The organism is Labrenzia sp. THAF82, from assembly GCF_009363435.1.
Lineage (GTDB): Bacteria > Pseudomonadota > Alphaproteobacteria > Rhizobiales > Stappiaceae > Roseibium > Roseibium porphyridii.
Genome location: NZ_CP045354.1, coordinates 301,562 through 326,044 on the forward strand (window position 1 = coordinate 301,562; position 24,483 = coordinate 326,044).

Sequence of the window (24,483 nt, forward strand, 5' to 3'; positions counted from 1 at the left end):
CTCCCTTGTGGTTATCCTTGGGCGGCAGTGTCGGGAATCAGGGGGTCAATGTGAGTCAAGTGCTGAGGCGCTGTGACCCAGAAAAAAGACTCCCATTCAATTGCTTGGCAGATTCGCGCATAGCGCTGCGATCACCGAGGTTTGCCCGACAAATTCAGGCGCTAGGCGCTTTCGAGATTTGCGCGAGAAAGAAGTTCCATGGACGGCATAAGGTCCAGCAGCTCCCGCGTATAGGCGTGTTGCGGAGCTTCAAACAGCTGATCGCAGTCCGAAACTTCACACAATTCACCATTTCGCATAACGCCGATGCGGTTGCACATCTGCCGGATGACAGCGAGATCATGGCTGATAAACAGCATGGTCAAACTCAGCTCCTCCTGCAGGTCCTTTAAAAGGTTCAGAATCTGGGCCTGGATCGAAACATCGAGAGCGGATGTCGGTTCATCGCAGATCAAAAACCTTGGACGTGTGGCGAGAGCCCTTGCAATGGAAATACGTTGGCGCTGCCCACCAGAGAACTCATGCGGGTACTTCTGACCAGCAGCTACGCCCAAACCGACATGGTCGAGCAGGTCGTCGACAATCTGGCGAACTTCCGAATTGCTGGATGCCAACCGATGAAACTTGATTGGTTCCGCGATGATATCCTTCACACGCATGCGCGCATTCAAGGAGGAGTAGGGGTCCTGAAAAATCATCTGCATCTGCCGACGCATTGCCAGGACGTCCTTGCGGTTCCTCAACGATGTCAGTTCCGTTTTGCCGAAAAGGATGGATCCGCCCGTCGGGTGATAGAGTCCGGTGACCAAACGGGCAATGGTCGACTTGCCGGATCCGCTTTCACCGACCAGGCCGAATGTTTCGCCTTCCTGGATGTCGAAACTGACCTTTTTGACAGCCTGAAAATATTTCCGCCTCGATGGAAATACAGAACCTCTTGTTTCGAAGCGCATATCAAGATCACGGATTTGCACCAGCGGTCCCGTAACCTTTTCGTAGTCTCGTGCTTTGCCTAGCCAGTGAGTTGAAATGTCGATCTGCTTTTGAGGCGTACCGGCTTCCTCAATGTAATTTACGATCGGGAAGCGCTCGACTTTTACGTCCGGCCTCGGGACTGCGGAAATCAGGCTTTGAGTGTAAGGATGATTGGGCGCCCCGAGCACCTGAGTCGTTTCGCCATATTCCACAAGCTCACCGCGATACATCACAGCGACATGGTCGGTGATGTCTGCAATGACCCCCATGTCATGAGTGATAACCATCATCGCGACATTGCGTTCAGCACACAAAGACTTCATCAATTCAAGAATTTGCGCCTGGATTGACACATCAAGAGCTGTCGTCGGTTCATCGGCAATCACGAGCTCAGGCTCTGCGCAAAGCGCAAGCGCGATAACAACACGCTGCCGCATACCGCCAGAGAACTGGTGAGGATATTGTTTGATCCTTTCGCCTGGATCGGGAATTCCGACCGCATCGATCAGTTCAACCGCGCGTTTTTGCGCGTCAGACGACGACAAAGGCAAGTGGGTCTTTATGGTTTCTACCAATTGAGACTCGACCGTCTGCAACGGATCGAGCGACGTCAGAGGATCCTGAAAGATCATACCGATCTTCCGACCACGCAGGCGACGCTTTTCCTTGTATGGCAGTTGGTCGATCCTCTGGCCATGCAGATAGATTTCACCCTCTGAGATACGGCCAGGTTCCTGCAGCAATCCAATAACCGCATTGCCGACGGTCGACTTGCCTGCACCCGATTCGCCAACCACACCGAGGATCTTGCCCGCCTCAACGCTGAGATTGACATCATCAACCGCTACGAAGACTGACTTGCGACCTGGAAATTCCACCGTCAGGTCTTTGACATCAAGAACGCTCATACCGCCCTCACCGCAATTTCGGATTGAGGGCGTCGCGCAACCAATCGCCCAGAAGGTTGACGTTCAAAACCAGAAGCGCCAAGGCAAGACCAGGGAAAATGGCAATCCACCATTCGCCCGAATAGAGAAAATCGTTTCCGACGGCGATAAGTGTGCCGAGCGAAGGCTGGGTGGGTGGCATGCCAACTCCAAGGAAGGAGAGGGTCGCTTCGGTCACAATGGCGAGCGCAAGATTGATCGTTGCGATAACCATCACCGGGCCCATGACATTGGGCAGGATATGGCGCGCCATGATGATCACAGAAGGAATACCTATCACGCGCGCGGCTTGAACATATTCCTTGTTCTTTTCAACCATCGTGGATCCGCGAACGGTTCGGGCATATTGCACCCAGAACGACAATGCCAGCGAGACGATCAGGATGTAGAACGCGAAGACCTCTCGATCGAGGGAGCCGAAAATTCCGTTTGCGATTCCGTCAATCAGCAGTGCAATCAAAATGGCCGGAAAAGTCAGCTGAACGTCGGCGATACGCATGATGACGGCATCCGTGCGGCCACCCATGTAACCGGCGACGAGACCGAGCGTGATGCCCAGAACGGCCGCAGCGATCACAGAACAAAAGCCGACGATAAGCGAAATTCGCATGCCGTAAAAAATGCCGGACAGCAGATCCCGTCCCTGGTCGTCCGTGCCGAGTGGAAAGCGCGGATCGGAAAATTCCATCCAGACCGGCGGAACGCGGGCATCCAGAATGGAGATCGATGCAAGATCGAACGGATTGTGGGGCGCAACCCAGGGCGCAAGAATAGCCAGCAGGAACAAGATAAAAGTCCCGCAGGCTGCGACGACCGTCACCTTGGATCTCAAAAAGGAATGGAAGAGATCACTGTCGACAATCTTTGAAAGCCGTCCCGGAGCCGCCTCAGATCCGGACCGGTCGGCAACCGCCGCTTTCGCTTCTTCGTTGGAGACATAGGGCATGGTCGGTCAGTCCCCTTACGGCCGGCCAACCCGCAAACGCGGGTCGATGAAGAAATAGAGCATGTCGACAATGAAGTTGATTGCGACAAAGAGGAACGCTGTCAGCAGCAAATAGGCCGACATGATCGGGATATCGACGTTTTGAACCGCCTGCAGGAACATCAGTCCCATGCCGGGCCACTGAAACACCGTCTCGGTAATGGTTGCAAAGGCGATGATCGCGCCAAGTTGCAGGCCGGTGATGGTGATCACAGGTACAAGGGTGTTCTTCAGCGCGTGCCGGAAATGGACCAGCCTGTCCGGCAAGCCGCGCGCTCTGGCAAATTTGATGTAGTCAGTGCGGATAACTTCCAGCATTTCTGCGCGGATAAGGCGCATGATCAGCGTCATCTGATAGAGGCCCAGCGTGATGGATGGCAAAATCAACGCTTTGAGACCTGAAACGGTCAGAAATCCGGTTGTCCACCAGGAACCTATCTGGACGGTCTCGCCGCGCCCGAAACTCGGCAGCCATTGAAGCGTCACGGAAAACAAGAAGATCAGCAATATGCCGATAAAGAAGGTCGGTAACGATATGCCGACCAGGGACACAGACAGGAACAATTTCGAAATGGGCGACTCTCGGTTCAGACCGGCATAAATTCCCATTGGAATACCGACAATCAAAGCAAATAAGGCCGAGGTCAGACTGAGTTCAAGCGTCGCCGGAATGCGTTTGGCAAAGAGCTCAGACACCGGCTGACGGAACTGGTAGGAGGTGCCGAAATCAAACCGGGCTGCTTTGGTGATGAAGCGATAGAACTGAACCGCAATCGGGTCGTTCAGACCAAGCCTTTCCCTCAAGGCTTCCCGTTCTTCGATTGACGTTTCGATCCCGACCATCTGATTGATGGGGTCTCCGACGAAACGGAACATGGTGAAGGCCAGCAGTGCGACCACCAGCATGACAATCACCGCCTGAAGCAAACGGCGCGTTGCAAAACCAATCATTGCGGCTCTTTGGGTTCAGATAGGAAAAAACGCTCCCGGCTGTGCCGGGAGCGCGCGTTGGCAGTGGCCGATCAGTTCTTGGTCACAAAGCGGAACTTGAACTGGTTGTCGGCCCGCTGAACCAGCTCGACATTGTCAGCAACACCCCAGGCAAGGCCCTGCTGGTGAAGCGGAATGTAATACGCGTTGTCGTGGCTGATCTGGTAAGCGTTTTCAATCAGGCCATCGCGTTTTTCCGGATCGACTTCCACAAGGATTTCCTTGGTCAGGCTGTCGATTTTCTCGTCGCAGAAACCGCCGAGGTTGAAGGGAGAGCCAGTTCCGGCTTCATCACGGCAGTTCATCAGGTTGGAAAGTACGTTCCAGCTGTCGAGAGAACCAGGTGTCCAACCCAGCAGATAGAACGACGTGTCGAAATTGCCTGATGCCAGCACCTTGGCAAAGTACTTTGCCTTCGGCTGTGCGTTCAGATCAACTTTCACACCGATGCGCGCCAGCATGGCGGCCACTGCCTGACAGATTGCTTCATCGTTGACGTAACGATCATTCGGGCAATCCATGCCAACCGTAAAGCCGTCTGCGTAGCCTGCCTCTGCAAGAAGAGCCTTCGCGGCTTCCGGATCATAGGGATACCGCTCGAATGCACCCGCCTTTGAGAAAAGGAACGGAGAAATCATGATTGCCGACGGTGTCGACAGATCCCGCATGACCTTCTTCTTGATGCCTTCAATATCGATTGCCTGATAGAACGCTTTGCGCACCTTGGCATCTTTGAACGGGTTCTTGCCCTTGACGTCCGAATAGAGCAGCTCGTCACGCATCTGATCCATGCCGAGGAAGATCGTGCGCAATTCGGGACCGGTCAGTGCAACGGTACCAGCGTTGTCATTGATCCGCTTGATGTCCTGAACCGGGATCGGATACACCATGTCCAATTCGCCGGACAATAGGGCGGCAACCCGGGTCGCGTCAGATGAAATCGGTGTAAATTCGACCGTATCGAGATTGTGTGTCGGAGTATCCCACCAACCGTCGTTTTTCTCATAAACCGTTTTCACACCAGCTTCATGGCTGGCAACCTTGAAGGGACCAGTGCCGTTGGCATTGAGAGCTGCGAAATTTGCCGTGGAATCGGAAGCCGAGGTCACCTTGACCGCGTCGTTCTCAACCGTCCACTCCTTGTCCATGATGTAGAAGGTGTCCCATTCGTAATGCAGGATGGGATTTGGACCTGAAAGAACGAAATCGACCGTGTGGTCGTCCACAATCTCGACTTTGGCGTCGGCTGGAACACGGGTCGTCAGATCAGACCCCTCTGACTGAACACGCTCGACCGAAAATGCCACGTCTTCCGCCGTGAAATCATTGCCGTTGTGGAATTTCACGTCTTTGCGCAAATAGAAGCGCCAACGGTTCGGTTCCACAATCTCCCAACGTTCGGCCAGCGCCGGCTCGATGGCCAGATCCGAACCCCTGCGTGTCAAACCTTCATAGACATTGCCAAGCGACGACAATGTGAATGTTTCGTTCAAAGTATAAGGATCCAGGTTGTTCAAGGTGCCCTGAAACGCAAACTTGAGTGTTTCAGCCTGCACGGCCGAACCTGCTCCTGCCGTCAGCAATGCTGCGGCGGCCACGATTGATTTGGTTTTCATTTTCCCCTCTTTTTCTTCCGAAAGCCGGAATTCACAGATGCACGGCTACTGGTTTCAGTATTGTCCGCACGCCTGAATTGACTGAACTATGACACTGTAACTGTCTGTGTTCAAACCTGTTTGGGCAGGAAATTACGTCATCTCTCCTGCGAGCCTGTCCAGAAAGGCCGAACAACGATCGAGTTCGGCCAATTCAATATACTCGTCGGGCTGATGCGCCTGATCGATCGACCCCGGACCACAGACCACTGTCGACAGTCCGTGTTCCTGAAAAATTCCGCCCTCCGTGGCGTAGACCACGACATGCCGCGCGTTGTCGCCTGTCAACCGTCGCACTGTCCGTTCCGCCAAACCGTCGTCTTCCTCTGTCAACCCTGGAACATTGGCGATCACCTCGATATTGATCCGGCAGTTTTCAGAGATAGCCTGCATTCCCGGCAGGACCTCGGTCTCAATAAAACTGCGATACGCATTCAGCCAGTTTTCAGCATTGTCACCCGGAAGCAGCCGGATATCGGTTATAAACTCGCAGCGTTCCGCGGTAATATTGTGCGCCTCACCACCAGCGATCTGTCCACAGTGCAGCGTTGTAAAAGGAGGTTCAAAAGGACACTCGGGATCTGCCGCCGCCTTGTTTTCGGCCGTCTTGGCATCCATCCAGGAGATCAATCGAGCTGCCGTGGAAATCGCCGATACGCCGCGATGAAGCTGGCTGGAATGAACTGGATACCCCTGGATACTGGTTTTGAAAACCACAATCCCCTTATGACCCGTAACGACTTTCATATTTGTCGGCTCGCCGACGACAACGAGATCGGGTCGCGATCCCCTGGACAGGAGATCTCGAATAAGGGGTGGTGCACCGAGGCAACCAACTTCCTCATCATAAGAAAGCGCAATGTGTATCGGACTTTTGAGTTCCGTTGCCAGAAAGTCGGGCACCTTTGCAAGAACCGTCGCGGCAAATCCCTTCATGTCCGCTGAGCCCCGGCCAAAAAGCCGGTCACCATCCACCCAGGCCGCAAAGGGATCCTTCGACCAGGCCTGACCCTGCACCGGCACCACATCCGTATGGGCGGATAGAACCACACCGCCATCCCGCTCGGGACCTATGGTGGCATGGAGCGCTGCCTTTTGACCGGTATCGTCTGGCACCCGTGTCGACGAAACACCATGGCTTTCCAGATAGTCTTCGACAAAGGCAATCAAACCAAGATTGCTTTGATCGGACACGGTGTTAAAGGAGATCAGCTTCTCCAGCATCTCCCGCGGCGTATAGATACGGCTCACGTAACCTCCGGTTTGTCGTCAGGCGTCGGTGGGAGCATCCCCCGGCAATCTCAGTCCATCTAAACTTTTCATAGCAAAGATCTGCAAGGGAATTTCCTTGCCTCTGAGCTTGATTTCCGCTGTTTCTGCACCGGTAATGCCAGCTTCCGCAGCGTCGACAACGGCTTTCGAGACGACCAGAAAACTGCCATGATCCTTGTTTGCAGTCTCCAAGCGGCTTGCCGTGTTCACAACATCACCAAGCGCGGTCAAGCCACCAGCTGAACCGGCCGAACCGATGCGACCCAAAATAGCCGGCCCGAGATGAAGTCCGATGCCCAGCCTGATCGGGTCATGAAACTGCGGCCCCTTTTCGGAATCCAGCGATTGCATCACCGCTTCTATGCGCCTTGCTGCACGCAGGGCCTGGCAAGCGCCCGTTTGCGGTCCGGTATCCATGCCGAAGATTGCCATGATGCCATCGCCGATGAACTTGTCGACATAACCGCCTTCGGCACGGATGGCTGAAGACGCCTGGTCGAGGTACTCGTTCAGAAGATGCACAACGTCATAGGCCAGCTGGGATTCTGTAATGCCGGTGAAGTTGCGCAGGTCCACAAACATGACCGCGACTTCCTGTTCGACGCCCCAGTAATAGGCATCCTGAAGGTTTTCGCCACTTGTGCCTTTGGCTTTGACCGGAACCAGAGGCTGCACCGAAATGTTCTTCTGTGGCCGGACTTGGCATGCCAGCCTCACATCTTCGTTTGCGCCGATCCTTGCAAGAACGGATGCCTCAGCGTCACTTGGCTGGCCAAGGGCTGTCGCCCCCCCCAGCACCTTGACCCGGCAGGTGGAACAGCGCGCCCGTCCTCCGCAAACGGAGGCAATCGGGATATCATTCATGCGGCTGATTTCAAGGAGCGTTGCACCCGGTTGTGCCTTGATGGAAAGTCCACCGGGAAAGTCGATCGAGAGGTTCCGCGCCCTCAAGCTGAAAAGATAGCGGATCAGGATCGCCAGCAGACTTACGGCAATCAGTCCTAAGGCAACGGAGCGAATTTGCACAATCGCCTCTCGGGCCCAGAGCTGCTGTTCTTCGGTGATCTTGACAGCGATGTCCTGGGTCAGGGCCAGACGACGCGCCGCTTCAATCCATCCCCAGATCGAGGCAACCGGCAAAGCAACCGCAAAAACGGCAATTGCGGGCATCACACGAGAATAAAACGGATAAAGCCTTAGCCAGAAATGCAATCCCAGCATTGAATGGATCCAGACAATCAGCAACAGGATTGACTGCCCAAGAGCGTGATTGGGCCAAAGTATTGTGAGCATTTGCGAATAGGTCGGAGAAAAGTCAAATGCGTTTGCAAGGCCCATGGTTGTCGTGATGTGCGGTATCAGCAGCCATGGAATATAAAGGCCGAGCGTGAGTTGCACGAACTCCCAGCGCGACATCTTCAACGTCCGTCTTTTGCTTGTCCGCCACAAGGCAAGGCCGACATGTGTGAGCGCAGCGATGCTGAGTACACTTTCGCCAAGCACACTGCGCCAGACCCAGTAGTGCCAGAAAGACGCCTTGTTCATCACATCAAATGAGACAATACCGAGGGCATGATTGATGAAGTGGCTCAGGCAAAAGGCAAAAAGGATCAAACCACTCCACAGCTGCAAGCGTTGTGGCCAGGTACCCGATCCCGGCGTAGCGGCATTTTTGGGGTCTTGCGCGTTTTCGGAAACAGATGTTGTTCCGGGAACGGTCATCGTGCCGTAACGTCCTCTCCGCTTGATAGTCTCGATCCAAAAAAGCGCAGGCAAGGCGCCAGATTACTTCGCGTCTAAAGATCAGTGACCCGAGAGTCAGGTTCGGTCAAGCCGGATAGTGGAAAGAATTCAGCAACAAACGTTGCCCTCTTGAAACGCGCTTCTTTAACGGCAAGTGTCCTGCAGGACGAATATACAGGGACGCCAATTCATGAAGCTATACGGAATCAAGAACTGCGACACGGTCAAAAAAGCGCGGAAATTTCTGGAAGAAGCCGGGGTTTCCTATGATTTCCACGACTACAAGAAAGATGGTGTGGATGCGGACAAACTCGCCAAATTTGTCGGTGAGTTTGGCTGGGACTCGATCTTGAACAAGCGAGGAACCACTTGGCGCCGCCTTGATGAGGCAACCCAGGAAGGCGTGACAGACGCCAAGAGCGCACTCGATGTCATGATCGAGCACCCATCAGTCATCAAGCGACCGATTGTTGAAGGCGAAGCGAAGAACTTTGTCGGATTTGACCCCGTGGCCTGGGAAATGGCCCTCGAACTCGGCGAACTGAAGTAGCTGCCAAGTTTACCAGGTGCGGCGTGGACCGGTGTCGATGTGATAGTGACCGGAAGAATAGTGCTTGTAACCGCCGACTTCCCTTTGCGATTTCAGGAATGCAATAACCGAAGACGGGTTTCCGGCCACTGAAAAATCAACGGCCTGACAATTCAGGTGGTAGGAATCCTTCGCGCCGCCCTTCCACCAGTTTTCCAGCCACCACCGCTTGGTGGAATGAACCGTGACCTTGCCATACCGTTTGGCAACGCGATTCAGCACCTTTTTGAGCTTGCGCGGAACACACCAGGCGGTGTCGTTGTAGTTGATCGAATTGTGGGAGGCCGTCATCCAGCCCATGCCGGAGACACCCGCGACGGTGCCGCAACCTGCTAGAGCGGTGATCAATCCGAGAAAAACTGTCCAAGCTAAGACGCGCTGACGCATAACTGGCGGGCCCTGTCGATTATCGGTTGCAATACACTCCCCGCACCAAGGTCCCGGAATTTGATTAAAATTTGAATGAAAAACGTGGTTAACAAAGATAAGAAACAAATGTTTCAGGATTCGGCAATTTCTGATACAAATGTCACAAAGCCGCCTGCCATGATATCTGACCCTCCTTCCGGAAATTGAATTATGTCCCATGTTTTTCCCCGCCATACCAAAGCCAATCCACCCGTCGCCACTCAAGGCGATGGCTGCTATATCATTGATAAAAATGGGAAAAAGTACTTTGACGGATCCGGCGGTGCGGCGGTTTCCTGCCTCGGTCACAGCGATCCGGACGTAACGCGAGCAATCAAGGCGCAGGTCGATCAAATCGCCTTCGCTCACACGGGCTTCTTCACCTCCGAACCTGCAGAGGATCTCGCGAACCACCTGATCGAAGCGGCTCCTGGAAGCCTCGACCGGGTTTATTTCGTTTCTGGCGGATCTGAGGCGATGGAAGCCGCCCTGAAGTTAGCGCGGCAGTACTTTCTGGAAAAAGGCGAAACCTCTCGGCACCGTGTCATCGCGCGTCGTCAAAGTTATCACGGCAACACCCTGGGTGCGCTCGCAACAGGCGGTAACCAGTGGCGGAGAGAGCCATTTGCACCGCTGATGATCGAAACGTCGCATATTTCGGCCTGCTACGAATATCGGGGTCGTCGGGATGACGAAACGGCTTTTGACTATGGTCAGCGCGTTGCCAATGAGTTGGAGACGGAAATCGAACGTCTCGGTCCGGAAAATGTCATGGCCTTCGTTGCAGAGCCGGTCGTCGGGGCGACTGCTGGCGCCGTGCCGCCGGTCGAGGGCTATTTCAAGCGCATCCGCGAGATCTGTGATCAACACGGTGTTCTTCTGATCCTGGACGAAGTCATGTGCGGAATGGGTCGGACCGGAACGCTTTTCGCATGCGAGCAAGATGATGTGGCCCCTGACATCTTGTGCATCGCCAAAGGCCTTGGAGCCGGTTACCAGCCTATTGGAGCGATGCTGTGCACGAGCGCAATCTACAAAGCCATTGAGGAAGGCTCAGGTTTCTTTCAGCACGGACACACCTATATCGGCCATCCAACAGCCTGTGCGGCGGCTTTGGCCGTATTCAAAAAACTGCAGGGCGGCATTGCTGATCAAGTCATGCCGATGGGCAGCAAGCTGGACGCAGCGCTCAAAGACGCCTTCGGCCAGCATGCCAACGTGGGTGACATTCGCGGGCGAGGCCTTTTCCGTGGTCTGGAAATCGTCGAGGACCGTGGCACCAAATCTCCCTTTGCACCGGCGCGAGGTATCAACAAAGCGCTGAAGAAAGCCGCTTTCGAAGCCGGTCTCATTTGCTATCCGATGGGTGGAACCGTTGACGGAGTTCAGGGCGACCATGTGCTTCTGGCGCCTCCATTCATCATGAGTGACGCTCAGGTGGACGAAGTCACCGACAAACTGAACCAGGCGTTCAAAGCAGTCTTTTGAAAAATGAAACTGAAAACCTCTTGCAACGCGCTGCCGCTGATCATGGCAGCGCCAAACGGTGCTCGTCGCACAAAAAGAGATCATCCGGCGTTGCCGGTCACAATTGCGGAAACCGTTGCGGCAGCCAAAAGCTGCTTTGAGGAAGGCGCTGGTGCAATTCACGCCCACGTCCGCAGGCCGGATGGCACTCATGTTCTGGATGCCGGGCTCTACCGCGAGCTGCTCGCGGAAATGCGCCTCTCTGTCCCAAGGATGCGGGTCCAAATTACGACAGAAGCAGCAGGGATTTATGACGACAAGGCCCAGCGCGACCTTGTCGATGATCTCAAGCCAAGCTGGGTTTCGATTGCGGTGACTGAAATGGTTCCGCACGAAGCTGGTGCAACGGTGCGGGCATTCTATGAAAGAACCCGTGCCAATGGGACGACGATCCAGCACATTCTCTATCACGCGGAGGACCTGGTTCGTTTTTTCGAACTCGTGAAGGACGGCACCATTCCAGGTAAACGGCACCAGCTGCTTTTTGTCCTTGGCCGATACGCCGGCGACCAGGAAAGTACCCCGTCAGATTTGACGCCGTACCTGAACACACTTGAAACGCACCCTGCAGATCTGGAACTTGATTGGGCCGTATGTGCCTTTGGTCATCAGGAAACCGATTGTTTGGTCTCGGCAATCAGGAATGGCGGCAAGGCACGCATCGGCCTTGAGAACGGGCTTTGGAACCGAGATGGCCTGCTGGCCGAGAACAATGCCGATCGGGTGCGTGATCTCGTGCACGCGCTTGAGAATGAGCACTGGTTCGAGCCGGAAGAACTCCGACCCGAACAGGCAGGACTTTAGGCTATCAGGTGACGTTGAACGCCGCGATCGCAGCCATATTGACGATGTCGCTGTCTTTCGCGCCAATCGGCAGGATCTGGATTGGCTTGTCGAAACCAACCAGAAGCGGACCGATCACCGTGGCACCGCCCAGCTCCTGAAGCATCTTTGTTGAAATCGATGCGGAGTGGAACGCCGGCATGACCAGCACATTGGCCGGGCCGGACAGGCGACAGAATGGATAGGCTGCCATGCGTTCCATGTTGAGCGCGACGTCGGCAGCCATATCGCCGTCATATTCAAAATCAACGCGGCGGCGATCGAGTATCTTCACGGCCTCGATGACTTTTTCAGAGCGTTCTCCACGCGGATGGCCGAAGGTCGAGTAAGCGAGCATAGCCACTTTTGGTTCATATCCGAGCTTACGAGCAACATGCGCCGCTTCTTCCGCGATATCGGCCAATTCTTCTGAATTTGGCATATCGATCACTGCCGTATCTGCGATCAGGACCGTCCGACCCCGAACCAGTGCAAGCGTCACACCGATCACCCGGTGACCCGGCTTCGGATCGATTGTTGCCTTCACCGTGTCGAGGGCAACGGAATAATTCCGGGTGAGGCCGGTTACCATGGCGTCAGCATCACCCCGCGCCACCATGATCGCTCCCCAGTAGTTGCGGTCGTTGTTGACCATGCGCTGACAGTCGCGCAACAGATATCCTTTGCGCTGCAAGCGACCGTAAAGATACTGGGCATAATCCGCATTCCGGTCGGAAAGCCGCGCGTTCTGGATCGAAACACCCGATTTGTTGAGGTCGATCCCTGCTTGATCTGCCACATTTTTAATCTCGTCTTCGCGACCGATAAGGATCGCTTCTCCAAGACCCTGCGACACGAAACTGGCGGCAGCACGGATCACCGGCTCCTCTTCGCCTTCAGCAAATACAACACGTTTCGGCTGCTGGCGAACCTTCGAGAAGATGCGTTGCAACGTTCCGGCAACAGGATCGCGGCGGGCAGAAAGCTGGTGCTTGTAGGCCTCCATATCGACAATCGGGCGTCTGGCGACACCTGAATCCATAGCTGCCTGCGCCACAGCGGGCGGAATTGCGTGAATGAGACGTGGATCGAAGGGAACGGGGATAATGTATTCAGGTCCAAATTTCGGGCGATTGCCACGATATGCCGCCGCGACTTCGTCCGGCACCTCTTCGCGAGCAAGATCCGCCAACGCATGGGCGCAGGCAACCTTCATCTCATCGTTGATAGTCGTTGCCTGAACATCGAGCGCACCTCTGAAAATATAAGGAAACCCGAGCACGTTGTTGACCTGGTTCGGATAGTCGGAGCGACCCGTTGCAACGATGGCGTCGTCCCTGACAGCCGCAGCTTCTTCCGGTGTGATTTCCGGGTCCGGGTTGGCCATGGCGAAGATGACCGGGTTGGGCGCCATGACCCTGAGCATATCCGGGGTCAGAGCCCCTTTAACGGAAACACCGAAGAAAACGTCAGCACCTTTTAGCGCGTCGTACAGCGACCGGGCATCCGTCTCGATGGCATGTGCCGATTTCCATTGGTTCATGCCCTCGGCACGGCCTTTGTAAATGACGCCCTTTGTATCGCACAGGGTCACATTTTCATGCGGAATGCCCATGGCCTTGACCAGCTCGATGCAGGCAATGCCTGCGGCGCCGGCACCGTTGCAGACCACCTTGGTGTTTTTCATGTCCCGGCCGGTCAGATGCAGAGCATTGATGAGGCCAGCGGCGGCAATGATCGCCGTTCCATGCTGATCGTCATGGAATACCGGTATATCCATCAGTTCTCGAAGCCGCTGTTCGATGATGAAGCAGTCTGGCGCTTTGATGTCCTCAAGGTTGATGCCACCAAAAGACGGACCGAGGTAGCGGACCGAGTTGATGAACTCCTCCACTTCGCCCGTTTCCACTTCGAGGTCGATGGAATCGACATCTGCAAAGCGCTTGAAGAGAACGGATTTGCCCTCCATCACGGGCTTTGACGCCAACGCGCCCAGATTGCCAAGTCCCAAGATCGCCGAACCATTTGAGATGACTGCGACCAGATTGCCCTTGGTGGTGTAGTCATAGGCGCGGCTCGGGTCATCCGCGATGGCGAGCACCGGCACGGCCACGCCAGGGGAATAGGCCAGGGAAAGGTCACGCTGGGTTGCCATGGGCTTGGTCGGCGTGATTTCCAGTTTTCCGGGCCGACCTTCCTGATGGAATTGCAGCGCTTCCTGATCAGTGAAGCTGATGTTTGTTTTCGACGACTTTTTTTCAGCGGACATGACGCGGGCGGTTCCTCTCCGTGATGCGCGGGCACGCGTTTGCGGGTCGAAACTGACCCTTGGGCGGGTCTTCGACCTTATCCCCTGGAAAATGAAGCCTCAAGCCAAGATGCCTTACGCCCTTGGTGGAATGGGAGGCGAGGTTTGCTAGGTATCGGACATGAGTGGGATGAGCGCACAAAAACCGGTTCAGGCCGATGGCAAAGTCACGCCAATGATGGCCCAGTTCCTGGAGATCAAGGCCGCCAATCCGGATAGCCTGCTGTTCTACCGGATGGGTGATTTCTACGAGCTTTTTTTCGAAGACGCCGAAATTGCTTCGACCGCCTTGGGCATCACACTGACCAAACGTGGCAAGCACCAAGGTGACGACATTCCAATGTGCGGTGTACCCGTACATGCCGCCGACGACTACCTGCAGAAGCTGATCGCCAAGGGGTTCCGCGTCTCCGTATGCGAACAGACCGAGGACCCCGCCGAAGCCAAGAAACGAGGATCGAAATCCGTTGTCCGACGGGACGTGGTTCGGCTTGTTACCCCGGGAACGTTGACCGAGGAACGGCTTCTTGATGCAGGTTCGAACAATTTCCTGATGGCCCTGACCCGGCTGAAGGGAGGGTCACTGGACGGCACCGCGGTTTACGGCCTTGCGTGGATCGACATGTCGACCGGTTCCTTTCAAGTATCGGAGACAGATCAGCAACGTCTTGCAGCCGATCTGGCGCAAGTTTCGCCACGCGAACTGATCCTGGCAGACAACCTGCTGCAAGAAAGCGAGTTGCGGCTTCTTACCGAACAGGCAGGCGGCGCGCTGTCACCTGTGCCGCGCGCTTTTTTCGATAGTTCGACCGCTGTGGATCGCCTGGCGCATTATTTCGGGGTCAAGACGCTCGATGGATTTGGCACATTCAGCCGTGCCGAACTGTCTGCTGCTGCCGGGATTCTGTCCTATATTGAAAAAACCCAATTGGGTGAACGGCCACCGCTGGACCCGCCAATGCGCGAAGCAGGCGCTGGCCGCATGCTGATCGACCCGGCAACACGCGCCAATCTTGAACTGTCGCGCACGCTTTCAGGCGAAAAACAGGGCTCTTTGCTTGCCACCATCGACCGGACCGTTACAGGCAGCGGCTCCCGCCTGCTTGCCAGCCGCCTGGCAGGTCCGCTGGTCAACGTCTCAGCGATCCAACAACGCCACGACGCGGTCGAGCACTTTCTCGAAAATGAAATTATGCGAGAAGGACTGCGCCAGACATTAAAAGGCGCACCGGATATGGCCAGAGCGCTCTCACGCATTGCGCTCAACCGTGGCGGTCCCCGCGATATTCTGTCAGTGGCACAGGGCTTGGCATCAGCACGTGCCGTTCTGGACCAGACCGGGCATTCAACCGACGACATTCCGGCGGAGGTCGCCGCCGCTCGCGCTAGTCTGGAACAGGCTCCACATGAGCTTGGTGCCGAGTTGGTTCGTGCGATCAAGGAAGATCCGCCCTTGTTGAAGCGGGACGGCAGCTTTATCGCGACCGGATACAATGCCGACCTTGACGAATTAAGGTCATTGCGCGACGAAAGCCGCAAGGTGATTGCAAAGCTGCAGGCCGATTACTCAGAAGAACTCGGTCTCCGGTCCCTCAAGATCAAACACAACAACGTGCTTGGCTGGTTCATCGAGGCACCTACCGCGCAAACAGAACAGCTGACGGCAGACCCTGGCCGTTTCATTCACCGCCAAACCATGGCAGGTGCAATGCGCTTCACGACCACCGAGTTGGCGGATCTGGAATCCAAGATTGCCAGTGCCGGCGAGCGTTCTCTTGCCATCGAGCTGGATATTTTCGAGCGATTGGCGGCTGCAATTATCAATGCGGGTGACACGATCAAGGCGGCTGCGCACGGCCTCGGCATACTGGATGTCACCGCAGCGCTTGCAAAACTTGCCCAGGAAGAAAACTACGTTCGCCCATCGGTCGATGAGAGCCGTGCCTTTGACATCAAGGGCGGCCGACATCCGGTCGTTGAGCTGGCCCTTAAAAAGTCCGCTGGAGACAGTTTTGTCGCCAACGATTCCAATCTAGGGCCTGATCAGGACGAAGATATCGGCCACATATGGCTGATCACTGGTCCGAACATGGCTGGTAAGTCGACGTATTTGCGCCAAAATGCGCTGATCGCCGTTCTTGCTCAAATGGGTGCCTTTGTACCGGCTACCGCCGCACATATCGGTGTCGTCGACCGTTTGTTTTCAAGGGTTGGGGCCGCCGATGATCTTGCCAGAGGCAGATCGACCTTCATGGTGGAAATGGTTGAAACCGCAGCCATTCTCAATCAGGCCGGTGACCGCTCGCTGGTCATACTGGACGAAATCGGGCGCGGCACAGCAACGTTCGACGGACTGTCGATTGCCTGGGCGACAATCGAGCACCTTCACGAGGTCAACAAGTCGCGTGCCCTTTTCGCGACCCATTATCACGAGTTGACGGCGCTGTCGGCAAAGCTCGAACGTCTGTCCAACTCAACGGTCTCGGTGAAGGAATGGAAGGGCGATGTCATATTCCTGCACGAAATCGTGCCCGGAGCAGCTGACAGGTCCTACGGGATTCAGGTTGCAAAACTTGCGGGATTGCCGGGGAAAGTGGTCGAGCGATCCAGGCAAGTGCTCAGCCAACTGGAAGAGCAGGACAGGCGGTCACCTGCCGAAAGCCTGATTGAAGAATTGCCGCTCTTTGCCAGTATTACGACGCCCGCGCCAACCGTCGCCGGAGGCTTTGCAGAAGAAGATCCGCTTGACGATGCCTTGCAGGAAATCGATCCGGACGACATGACCCCCCGTGAAGCCCTTGAAGCCCTATACCGACTGAAAGCCTTGCGGGCACACAAAGGCACGGATTGACAGCCCCGAACGGAAAAAGGTGACGGCCAAAGCGAACTGAACTAATCTGTACAACCTTCGCAAGAATACCGTTCGTCCGGCCCAATTTCATGATTTCATTTCCGCAGCTACCCCGTCAGGTGGTGCTGATACTAATGCTGCAGTTCACCAACAGCCTTGGTGTCTCATCTCTCATTCCCTTGATGAGTTTCTTCATTGTCGAGGGGCTCGGATCCGAGCCCTGGCAAGTTGGGCTCTACACCGGCTTGCTCATGCCCATGACGCTTGTCGCCAATCGTTGGGCGGGGGAACGGCTCGACCAGGGCTATCGGGTTAAACGGTTGTTGCTGATATCCGTATGCGCCTTTGTACTTGTGACAGCCCTCCTAACGCAGGTCACCAGCCTCTTGATGCTGATCCTGCTCATCGCTCCGCTCATGAGCCTGACCAACATGGGTGGCGGCACCATCTTTACGTTTTGCCGCGTCTATTCAGAACGCCAGGGTCTCGACATTACGCGCATCAACTCGTGGCTTCGCATGACGGTTTCGCTCGCATGGATGATTGGCCCAGCCGTTTCCTTCACGCTTGTCTCCCAATTCGGGTTTTCGTCCGCATTTATGGCGGCGTTTGTCGTGTCCCTTTTCTATCTGTTGCTTTGGGCGACCGTGGTGCCAAGGTCCTTTAGGTCGAAGCGAAAACCGGAATCTGAAGGCCAGAACGATCCAATCAACTGGAAACTGTTGGTCGCCGGGCTGATCTGTCTCGGATTTGTCATCACCAACTCACTTTTCGTCTCGGCCATGCCATTGTTTTTTGTTCAGGAAACCGGTCTTCCAGGTGCGACCCCTGGCCTTTCCTTGTCGATCAAATGTGTGGTCGAGATCTTTGTTATCTTCGGCTCGGTACATGTGGCAGAGCGGATCGGCACCAGACAGGTTCTGCTTCTGGCTGCCTGCCTTGCGGCAACCAGCATGGTCCTGTTCGCACAGGTCACGGAGATTTGGCACGTGATCGTAGTTTCAATTCTTGAAGGCACGTATTACGGCTTGTTTGCCGGTATTTCGATCACCTTCGTCCAGAGTTTCGCACCGGATCGGCCGGGCCGCGCGACAGCTGTCTATATGAACAGCCTGTTTCTTGGCGGCATGATAGGCAGCGTTTCCATGGGTTTCATCGCCAGTGCAGGTGATTTCAAGACCGTGCTCTATGTTGCTGCAGGAAGCGCTCTGCTCGCTCTATTGGTGCTGATTGCAACGCTCAAGGTTCAGCCGACACCCGTTGAAGAGCGCATTTGAACCCCTCTTTCAGACGCCGCCTGATTTGGCGACGGTCAACGCATTGGCCATGGCACCGGCAAAACTGGTTCGGTCATCCGGGTTGAGAAAGTTTCCGAGATCAACAGTCTCGCCGCGGCTGTTCAGCTGAATTTTTACGACACCCTCGTCTTCAATCCTGTCAACGCTCAGCCGCACCCAGAATGGATTGAAACGATATTCCTGGTAGCGGTTGCCCGGACCAACTTTACGGATCGCAATTTCGTTGCGCGAAACGACAACCTCTTCAAAAGCACGGGCCGAGCGGTAATTCATACGGAACGCAAACCAGAGAATGGCAATATCCAGACCGAAAAACCCGAAGACAGGCCAAGCACCTATCCGCCAGAACAAAACACCCGCAACGAAGCAGACAAGGCCAAAAACGACCATAAGGATCATGAACCCTTTTGGACCAAGCGACCGATGAGGGGTGAGCACGGCAGTGAAAAACGGCCGATCCATCTCCTCAAAATCCGCGTTGCCGTCGGTTTTCGGATTGTTCTTGCTCATAGAGCGAGATTATAGAGAGGTTATGACGCAAGCAAAGAGTTCAAGCGCCCGAAAAAGCGGCAGCAAGGCAGCCAAGATGGCGAAGCAGAGCAAAAAGTCGCCATCAGTCGACAACCCGGGCAAGGTCTTGAAGCGCTCTCGCTATACCAAAGCGGAGACCTTCGCGATCTTCAAACGGTTCCATACCGACAATCCCGAACCTCAAGGGGAACTGGATTACGTCAATGCCTATACGTTGCTCGTTGCCGTCGTGCTTTCCGCGCAGGCAACGGATGTCGGCGTCAATCGTGCAACCAGAAACCTGTTTCAAATTGCTGATACGCCCGAAAAGATGGTGGCGCTTGGAGAAGACAAGGTTCGCGAAGAGATCCGGACAATCGGTCTTTACAAGAACAAGGCGAAAAACGTCATACTCCTGTCTGAGCAATTGATCCGCGATCATGGCGGCGTCGTTCCTGAAGATCGCGAAGCTCTGGAGTTGCTTCCAGGCGTTGGCCGAAAGACCGCGAACGTCGTTCTGAACATCTTCTTTGGGCACCCAACCATTGCGGTCGATACACATTTATTTCGCTTGGGCAACCGGATCGGACTGGCACCCGGCAAGACACCACTTGATGTTGAAAAGGCCATGGAAAGGGCGGTACCGCAGGAATTCGCGCTTCATGCTCATCATTGGCTAATTCTGCATGGTCGATATATCTGCAAGGCTCGCAAACCCGAATGTCGGCGATGCGTCATCTACGACTTGTGCAAGAGCCCGGAAAGGGAAGTGTTCGATTCCATACCGGAAATTGCCGTGCGCACCCGCGCGCTGGCCGAGAAGGATAACAGCTCTTGAAATTTCCCGCTGGTTCCCTGCCGGAATGCGACCGGCTGAATTTCAGATTGCCATCGTTGGAAGATGCGGCCTTTTATCTGAAACTGATGAAGGATCCTGACTACATCCGTTTCATAGCTGATAACGGTATCACTTCTGAAGAAGAAGCCAGGGCGTACATACAGGACAAGCCCCTGGCACGATTTGCTCAATTCAATGTGGGGCTGTGGGTCGTCGAGGTGAAAGAAACCGGCCAACCGGCTGGCGTCTGCGGATTGGTCGTGCGGGACGAACTGGAATATCCAGATCTCGGATATGCCTTTCTGGAGGAATTCAGAGGGCAAGGCATTGCACGTGAAGCAGCACAGGCCGTTCTTGAACACTCATGCCAGAAGCTGAAGATCGAGACGCTCTGTGCGATCACGGCTCCAGACAACAAAAGATCTTCCGACCTTTTGAAAAAGATCGGCTTCAAAGGCCAGGGCCAACGCTTATTGAATGAGATAGGCGAAACGTCCGACTATTTTGTCTGTGAACTTGGTAGCACACAGACCAACATGTCGTAGTCAGCGTTTTTCGCGCACGCGCACCACGACTTCGACGCGCACAACTTCCATGCCTTCCGGGGCGATGGGAAGCTTGTCGATACCGACGCCTTCGCCTGGAATATCGATCACCCGGTTTTCGCCTTCGATGAAGAAGTGATGATGGTCGGAGGTGTTGGTGTCGAAATATGTCTTGTTGCCGTCGATCGCGACTTCGCGCAAAAGTCCGGCTTCGGTGAACTGGTGCAGCGTGTTGTAAACCGTCGCCAGTGACACCGGCACATCTGCTGCGACGGCTTCTTCATGAAGCAACTCTGCAGAAATGTGCCTGTCTCCACGGGAATAGAGAAGTTCCGCGAGGGAGACACGTTGACGCGTTGGCCGCAATCCGGCACTTCGCAGCATGTCGGTGACATTTTTACCGGCAGATACGCTTGCGATATGTGTCGTCATTCCCATCCGGTCCAAGTCTAAAACTTTGTTTTCAAACGACAATTTGGTAGTCTTTCCGTGAGATACCAACAGCCGTTTCCCTCAGCATTGGCCTATATCTGCCATTTCTTGTACCTAATATGCAAGTTTTAAACGCCAATGCATCTTATTCCGAGATCTATTTATCTGTTTGTGACAGCACGAAATCATGACAACCAGCTAGAAAAAACAAAGTCATTTGGCTCAACTGACATCTTTCAGTCATGGTTCCCCTGTGTTAGGAAGGCGCCTCAAATACACGAAAAATGACTCAATCCCGCCTCAGGGAGCCCGGGGCAGGAAACAAAAAGACGGATCTTGAATGACCGAGCGCCGCTCCAGCTACGACTATGAAGCTCTTCTCGCCTGCGGCCGCGGCGAGCTGTTTGGCCCGGGCAATGCCCAACTACCTCTTCCGCCAATGCTGATGTTTGACCGGATCACGGAAATTTCCGAAACCGGCGGCGAGTTCGACAAGGGTTTTGCCCGCGCCGAGTTCGATATCAAGCCTGACCTGTGGTTCTTTCCCTGTCATTTTCAGGGCAACCCGGTGATGCCAGGCTGCCTCGGACTTGACGCCCTCTGGCAGCTGACCGGATTCTGCCTCGGCTGGCTCGGCCTGGAAGGCAAGGGCATGGCGCTTTCTACCGGCGAAATCAAATTCAAAGGTATGGTCACTCCGGACGTGAAGCTGGTCGAATACGGGATCGATTTCAAGCGCATCATGAAAGGCCGTCTGGTTCTTGGTATTGCCGATGGTTGGCTCAAGGCCGACGGGCAACAGATCTACAAGGCGACCGATCTGCGTGTGGGTCTGGCCAAGACCTGACGTCAGTCCACATGGACTTCATTTGTAGCCGGTGCTTCTTTGTTGTTGGGGGCGCCGGTTTCCGCATTATGTATAGGCAGAAGACCCGGGCTCAATCGACTTAGTACCGGCAGTGCCAAAGGAAAGTAGGAGACCGCAATGAGACGCGTTGTCGTCACCGGCATCGGTATCGTGTCATCCATCGGATCGAACGCACAAGAAGTGCTGGCAAGTCTGCGGGAAGGCAAATCCGGTATCAGTTTTGCTCCGGATTATGCAGAGCATGGCTTCCGGAGTCAGGTTCATGGCATGCCCGATGTCGATATTCCGTCCCTCATCGACAAGCGTCAGCTTCGTTTCATGGGCGACGGTGCGGCCTATAACTACATTTCCATGGAACAGGCGATTGCGGACAGCGGACTTGAGGAAAAAGACGTTTCCAATACCCGCACAGGTCTGATCATGGGTTCCGGCGGCCCGTCCACCAAGAACCTCTTTCAGGCTCATCAGATCGTGCTTGAAAAAGGTGCGCCCAAACGCATGGGGCCTTTCATGGTGACCCGTGGCATGAGTTCCACGAACTCAGCCTGCCTGGCAACACCTTTCAAGATCAAGGGCATCAACTATTCCATCACCTCGGCCTGTTCGACCTCCGCACATTGCATCGGTGCGGCCACTGAACAGATCCAGTTCGGCAAACAGGATGTGATGTTTGCCGGCGGCGGTGAAGAACTCGACTGGACCCTTTCCTGTCTGTTCGACGCCATGGGCGCCATGTCTTCGAAATACAACGACACTCCGCAAACCGCGGCACGGGCCTACGACGCGACTCGCGACGGTTTTGTTATTGCCGGCGGCGGCGGCGTCGTGGTGCTTGAAGAGCTCGAGCACGCCAAAGCCCGCGGTGCAAAAATCTACGCGGAAGTCACCGGATATGCGGCCAACTCCGATGGCTATGACATGGTGGCACCGTCCGGTGAAGGTGGTGAGCGCTGCATGCGCCTTGCCATTGAAACCCTCGGCGACCGTAAGGTGGACTACGTCAACACGCACGGCACATCGACGCCGGTCGGTGATGTGGGAGAGATCGAAGCAATTCGCCGGGTCTTCGGTGAAAACCAGCCACCGGCATCGTCCACAAAGTCTTTGACGGGTCACAGCCTTGGTGCAACTGGCGTGCAGGAGGCTATCTACTGCCTGCTCATGTTGCAGAATGATTTCATGACCGCATCCGCGAACATCGCAGAACTCGATCCTGCCCTTAAACCCGAAGAAATTGTCACCGAACGGGTCGACAATGCCGGCCTTGATACCGTGCTTTCCAACAGCTTCGGTTTCGGCGGAACCAACGCGTCGCTTGCCCTGTCGCGCTATCACGGCTGAGGAGAATTGAATGTCTGAATTGATGAAGGGCAAGCGCGGCCTTGTGATGGGCGTTGCCAACGATCACTCAATTGCCTGGGGGATCGCCAAAGCACTCGCCGATCACGGCGCGGAACTTGCCTTTACCTATCAAGGCGAGGCGTTCGGGCGAAGGACGAAGCCGCTTGCTGAATCGGTCGGCTCCAACATTTTGCTGCCTTGCGACGTTGAAGATATCGATTCCGTCGATTCCGTCTTCAACACCTTGAAGGAAGAATGGGGCAGCATCGATTTTCTGGTCCATGCCATTGCCTTTTCCGACAAGACGGAGTTGCGCGGAAAATACGCCGATACGACGCGGGACAATTTTACCCGCACGATGTTGATTTCCTGCTTCTCTTTCACGGAAATCGCCAAACGCGCGGCCGCCCTCATGACGGACGGGGGATCCATGATCACCCTGACCTATGGCGGGTCGACCAAGGTCATGCCGAACTACAACGTCATGGGCGTTGCCAAAGCTGCTCTGGAATCTTCGGTGCGCTATCTGGCGGTCGACTATGGTGAACAGGACATTCGCGTAAACGCCATTTCGGCCGGACCGGTCCGGACACTGGCCGGCTCCGGCGTGTCCGATGCCCGTTTGATGTTCAATTTCCAGAAACGTAACTCGCCCTTGTGCCGGACAGTTTCTCTGGATGAGATCGGCGGCACCGGACTCTACTTGCTGTCGGACCTTTCCGGCGGTGTGACCGGTGAAGTTCATTTTGTCGACAGCGGCTACAACATCATGTCCATGCCACGTCTTGACGAATTGAAAGCTCAAGAAACCAAGACCGACTGAGTTTCGCTGACATCAAACGAAAAGGCGGCCGAATGGCCGCCTTTTTTATTTAGTCTATGACGTTTTCGGCTCGATTGCTCAACACATGCCGGAGCGATCAATCCTCAATCAGCTCGTCCGGATAGACACCAAACAGCCGGGTCTGGTCGAGCCAGCCTTCATAGTTCGTGCCATTCACCTTGCACCAGCCGCCAGCACACTGGTCAACGGATGTCAGTACAAAGGGCTCGAGCTCGGCGACAATCACGGCATCCGATCGCGACCGGTTGCGAAGCGGTGTACGGTCATTTTTTTCCCAAGGAGTAACCAGGGCCGTACGACGGCCGGAAAGCAAAGACTTGAACACCCAGCCCTGCTTGCCTTCCCAATCGCGGATCCGGCGCCAGTTTTCAAATTCCTGAATGATCTCGACGGGCAAGCCCGATTGCACAAAGGTCCAGGCAACAGCGTGTTCACGCGACGGGCCAAGCCGTACATTCACCCTGTCTGACTTCAGGCTTACAAAGCGTGGAAGCGGCAATCCCGTCGCCCCGTTGCTCGTGTCCTGGGCCTTTGCGGGCACGGTCGCGACCGACAACCCAGTAAAAAGGATCATCAAGCACACAAAGAGGCGGGTACCTTTAGTCAAACGAGCCATATCGTCCGGTTGTCCAATTGTTTTAGATCATTGCTTTGAGGCAAATCTGTACCGAAATTCGCATGCGAAAACCAGCGGGTCAGATTTGGCCCTAGGGCAATACATGTCGATTGAAACCG

21 protein-coding genes are annotated in these 24,483 nt (G+C 55.1%); 10 read left to right on the forward strand and 11 right to left on the reverse strand.

The window, feature by feature from the left end; translation table 11 throughout:
* Window positions 1-161: 161 nt before the first annotated feature.
* The 6 genes from FIV00_RS01380 to FIV00_RS01405 all read right to left on the reverse strand — a co-directional run bounded on the left by FIV00_RS01380 (window position 162) and on the right by FIV00_RS01405 (window position 8,546).
* A complete protein-coding gene (locus FIV00_RS01380) occupies window positions 162-1,883 on the reverse strand; it encodes an ABC transporter ATP-binding protein (RefSeq protein WP_152499136.1) in 1,722 nt (573 codons plus the stop codon).
* Window positions 1,884-1,890: 7 nt separating this feature from the next.
* A complete protein-coding gene (locus tag FIV00_RS01385) occupies window positions 1,891-2,868 on the reverse strand; it encodes an ABC transporter permease (RefSeq protein ID WP_152499137.1) in 978 nt (325 codons plus the stop codon).
* A gap of 15 nt (window positions 2,869-2,883) precedes the next feature.
* Window positions 2,884-3,858: an ABC transporter permease gene (locus FIV00_RS01390; RefSeq protein WP_152499138.1), complete on the reverse strand. Its 975-nt coding sequence runs from the start codon at window positions 3,856-3,858 to the stop codon at window positions 2,884-2,886.
* A 71-nt stretch (window positions 3,859-3,929) separates the two neighbouring features.
* Complete coding sequence (locus FIV00_RS01395) at window positions 3,930-5,513, reverse strand: ABC transporter substrate-binding protein (RefSeq protein ID WP_152499139.1); 1,584 nt, start codon at window positions 5,511-5,513, stop codon at window positions 3,930-3,932.
* A gap of 132 nt (window positions 5,514-5,645) precedes the next feature.
* Window positions 5,646-6,803: an acetylornithine deacetylase gene (gene argE / locus FIV00_RS01400; RefSeq protein WP_247649319.1), complete on the reverse strand. Its 1,158-nt coding sequence runs from the start codon at window positions 6,801-6,803 to the stop codon at window positions 5,646-5,648.
* An 18-nt stretch (window positions 6,804-6,821) separates the two neighbouring features.
* A complete protein-coding gene (locus FIV00_RS01405; protein WP_152499140.1) occupies window positions 6,822-8,546 on the reverse strand; it encodes an adenylate/guanylate cyclase domain-containing protein in 1,725 nt (574 codons plus the stop codon).
* 211 nt (window positions 8,547-8,757) lie between these two features.
* Between FIV00_RS01405 and FIV00_RS01410 the strand changes: the two genes are divergently transcribed.
* The gene (locus FIV00_RS01410) at window positions 8,758-9,117 is read left to right on the forward strand and encodes an ArsC family reductase (protein ID WP_152499141.1); all 360 of its coding nucleotides are present in this window, start codon (window positions 8,758-8,760) and stop codon (window positions 9,115-9,117) included.
* Window positions 9,118-9,126: 9 nt separating this feature from the next.
* Here the strand turns inward: FIV00_RS01410 and FIV00_RS01415 are convergent, their stop codons facing one another.
* Window positions 9,127-9,504 (reverse strand): D-Ala-D-Ala carboxypeptidase family metallohydrolase, encoded by a 378-nt coding sequence (locus FIV00_RS01415; protein WP_209006769.1) that lies wholly within the window; start codon window positions 9,502-9,504, stop codon window positions 9,127-9,129.
* 231 nt (window positions 9,505-9,735) lie between these two features.
* On the opposite strand from FIV00_RS01415, the gene FIV00_RS01420 reads away from it, so the two are divergent.
* Window positions 9,736-11,052 carry an aspartate aminotransferase family protein gene (locus FIV00_RS01420; protein WP_152499143.1) on the forward strand — a complete coding sequence of 439 codons (1,317 nt, stop codon included), beginning with the start codon at window positions 9,736-9,738 and terminating at the stop codon, window positions 11,050-11,052.
* Between the two features lie 3 nt (window positions 11,053-11,055).
* Window positions 11,056-11,895, forward strand: coding sequence for a 3-keto-5-aminohexanoate cleavage protein (locus FIV00_RS01425; RefSeq protein WP_209006770.1), 840 nt, complete (start codon window positions 11,056-11,058; stop codon window positions 11,893-11,895).
* 4 nt (window positions 11,896-11,899) lie between these two features.
* On the opposite strand, the gene FIV00_RS01430 is transcribed toward FIV00_RS01425, so the two are convergent.
* Window positions 11,900-14,182 (reverse strand): NADP-dependent malic enzyme, encoded by a 2,283-nt coding sequence (locus FIV00_RS01430; RefSeq protein ID WP_152499144.1) that lies wholly within the window; start codon window positions 14,180-14,182, stop codon window positions 11,900-11,902.
* 160 nt (window positions 14,183-14,342) lie between these two features.
* Between FIV00_RS01430 and mutS the strand changes: the two genes are divergently transcribed.
* Both mutS and FIV00_RS01440 read left to right on the forward strand, forming a co-directional pair.
* Window positions 14,343-17,072 (forward strand): DNA mismatch repair protein MutS, encoded by a 2,730-nt coding sequence (mutS, locus tag FIV00_RS01435; RefSeq protein WP_152499145.1) that lies wholly within the window; start codon window positions 14,343-14,345, stop codon window positions 17,070-17,072.
* Window positions 17,073-17,161: 89 nt separating this feature from the next.
* Complete coding sequence (locus FIV00_RS01440) at window positions 17,162-18,349, forward strand: MFS transporter (RefSeq protein WP_152499146.1); 1,188 nt, start codon at window positions 17,162-17,164, stop codon at window positions 18,347-18,349.
* A 9-nt stretch (window positions 18,350-18,358) separates the two neighbouring features.
* Here FIV00_RS01440 and FIV00_RS01445 read toward each other — a convergent pair whose 3' ends face one another.
* Entirely contained in the window at window positions 18,359-18,880 is a 522-nt protein-coding gene (locus tag FIV00_RS01445) for a DUF2244 domain-containing protein (protein WP_152499147.1), read from the reverse strand.
* A gap of 76 nt (window positions 18,881-18,956) precedes the next feature.
* Between FIV00_RS01445 and nth the strand changes: the two genes are divergently transcribed.
* The gene (gene nth / locus FIV00_RS01450) at window positions 18,957-19,718 is read left to right on the forward strand and encodes an endonuclease III (protein ID WP_247649320.1); all 762 of its coding nucleotides are present in this window, start codon (window positions 18,957-18,959) and stop codon (window positions 19,716-19,718) included.
* Window positions 19,715-20,263, forward strand: coding sequence for a GNAT family N-acetyltransferase (locus FIV00_RS01455; RefSeq protein WP_152499149.1), 549 nt, complete (start codon window positions 19,715-19,717; stop codon window positions 20,261-20,263). Before nth ends, FIV00_RS01455 begins: the two co-directional genes overlap by 4 nt.
* Here FIV00_RS01455 and irrA read toward each other — a convergent pair whose 3' ends face one another.
* The gene (irrA, locus tag FIV00_RS01460; protein WP_247649321.1) at window positions 20,264-20,695 is read right to left on the reverse strand and encodes an iron response transcriptional regulator IrrA; all 432 of its coding nucleotides are present in this window, start codon (window positions 20,693-20,695) and stop codon (window positions 20,264-20,266) included.
* A 340-nt stretch (window positions 20,696-21,035) separates the two neighbouring features.
* Between irrA and fabA the strand changes: the two genes are divergently transcribed.
* The 3 genes from fabA (at window position 21,036) to fabI (ending at window position 23,727) form a co-directional block, all read left to right on the forward strand.
* Entirely contained in the window at window positions 21,036-21,542 is a 507-nt protein-coding gene (fabA, locus tag FIV00_RS01465; RefSeq protein WP_152499150.1) for a 3-hydroxyacyl-[acyl-carrier-protein] dehydratase FabA, read from the forward strand.
* 138 nt (window positions 21,543-21,680) lie between these two features.
* On the forward strand, window positions 21,681-22,904 hold the full coding sequence (gene fabB, locus FIV00_RS01470; protein WP_152499151.1) for a beta-ketoacyl-ACP synthase I: 1,224 nt from the start codon (window positions 21,681-21,683) through the stop codon (window positions 22,902-22,904).
* Between the two features lie 10 nt (window positions 22,905-22,914).
* Window positions 22,915-23,727, forward strand: a complete 813-nt coding sequence (fabI, locus tag FIV00_RS01475) for an enoyl-ACP reductase FabI (RefSeq protein ID WP_152499152.1) — start codon at window positions 22,915-22,917, stop codon at window positions 23,725-23,727.
* A gap of 97 nt (window positions 23,728-23,824) precedes the next feature.
* On the opposite strand, the gene FIV00_RS01480 is transcribed toward fabI, so the two are convergent.
* Window positions 23,825-24,322, reverse strand: a complete 498-nt coding sequence (locus FIV00_RS01480; RefSeq protein WP_152499153.1) for an SH3 domain-containing protein — start codon at window positions 24,320-24,322, stop codon at window positions 23,825-23,827.
* Between the last annotated feature and the right edge of the window lie 161 nt (window positions 24,323-24,483).

Excerpts from the sequence above, each read along its gene's own strand:
- FIV00_RS01480 (WP_152499153.1), bottom strand. The coding sequence starts at position 24,322 with ATGATCCTTTTTACTGGGTTGTCGGTCGCGACCGTGCCCGCAAAGGCC.
- FIV00_RS01440 (WP_152499146.1), top strand. The coding sequence starts at position 17,162 with ATGATTTCATTTCCGCAGCTACCCCGTCAGGTGGTGCTGATACTAATG.
- mutS (WP_152499145.1), top strand. The coding sequence starts at position 14,343 with ATGAGTGGGATGAGCGCACAAAAACCGGTTCAGGCCGATGGCAAAGTC.
- FIV00_RS01380 (WP_152499136.1), bottom strand. The coding sequence starts at position 1,883 with ATGAGCGTTCTTGATGTCAAAGACCTGACGGTGGAATTTCCAGGTCGC.
- irrA (WP_247649321.1), bottom strand. The coding sequence starts at position 20,695 with ATGACGACACATATCGCAAGCGTATCTGCCGGTAAAAATGTCACCGAC.
- FIV00_RS01430 (WP_152499144.1), bottom strand. The coding sequence starts at position 14,182 with ATGTCCGCTGAAAAAAAGTCGTCGAAAACAAACATCAGCTTCACTGAT.
- fabA (WP_152499150.1), top strand. The coding sequence starts at position 21,036 with ATGACCGAGCGCCGCTCCAGCTACGACTATGAAGCTCTTCTCGCCTGC.
- FIV00_RS01420 (WP_152499143.1), top strand. The coding sequence starts at position 9,736 with ATGTCCCATGTTTTTCCCCGCCATACCAAAGCCAATCCACCCGTCGCC.
- FIV00_RS01445 (WP_152499147.1), bottom strand. The coding sequence starts at position 18,880 with ATGAGCAAGAACAATCCGAAAACCGACGGCAACGCGGATTTTGAGGAG.
- fabB (WP_152499151.1), top strand. The coding sequence starts at position 21,681 with ATGAGACGCGTTGTCGTCACCGGCATCGGTATCGTGTCATCCATCGGA.
- FIV00_RS01425 (WP_209006770.1), top strand. The coding sequence starts at position 11,056 with ATGAAACTGAAAACCTCTTGCAACGCGCTGCCGCTGATCATGGCAGCG.
- FIV00_RS01410 (WP_152499141.1), top strand. The coding sequence starts at position 8,758 with ATGAAGCTATACGGAATCAAGAACTGCGACACGGTCAAAAAAGCGCGG.
- FIV00_RS01390 (WP_152499138.1), bottom strand. The coding sequence starts at position 3,858 with ATGATTGGTTTTGCAACGCGCCGTTTGCTTCAGGCGGTGATTGTCATG.
- nth (WP_247649320.1), top strand. The coding sequence starts at position 18,957 with ATGGCGAAGCAGAGCAAAAAGTCGCCATCAGTCGACAACCCGGGCAAG.
- FIV00_RS01405 (WP_152499140.1), bottom strand. The coding sequence starts at position 8,546 with ATGACCGTTCCCGGAACAACATCTGTTTCCGAAAACGCGCAAGACCCC.
- FIV00_RS01395 (WP_152499139.1), bottom strand. The coding sequence starts at position 5,513 with ATGAAAACCAAATCAATCGTGGCCGCCGCAGCATTGCTGACGGCAGGA.
- fabI (WP_152499152.1), top strand. The coding sequence starts at position 22,915 with ATGTCTGAATTGATGAAGGGCAAGCGCGGCCTTGTGATGGGCGTTGCC.
- FIV00_RS01385 (WP_152499137.1), bottom strand. The coding sequence starts at position 2,868 with ATGCCCTATGTCTCCAACGAAGAAGCGAAAGCGGCGGTTGCCGACCGG.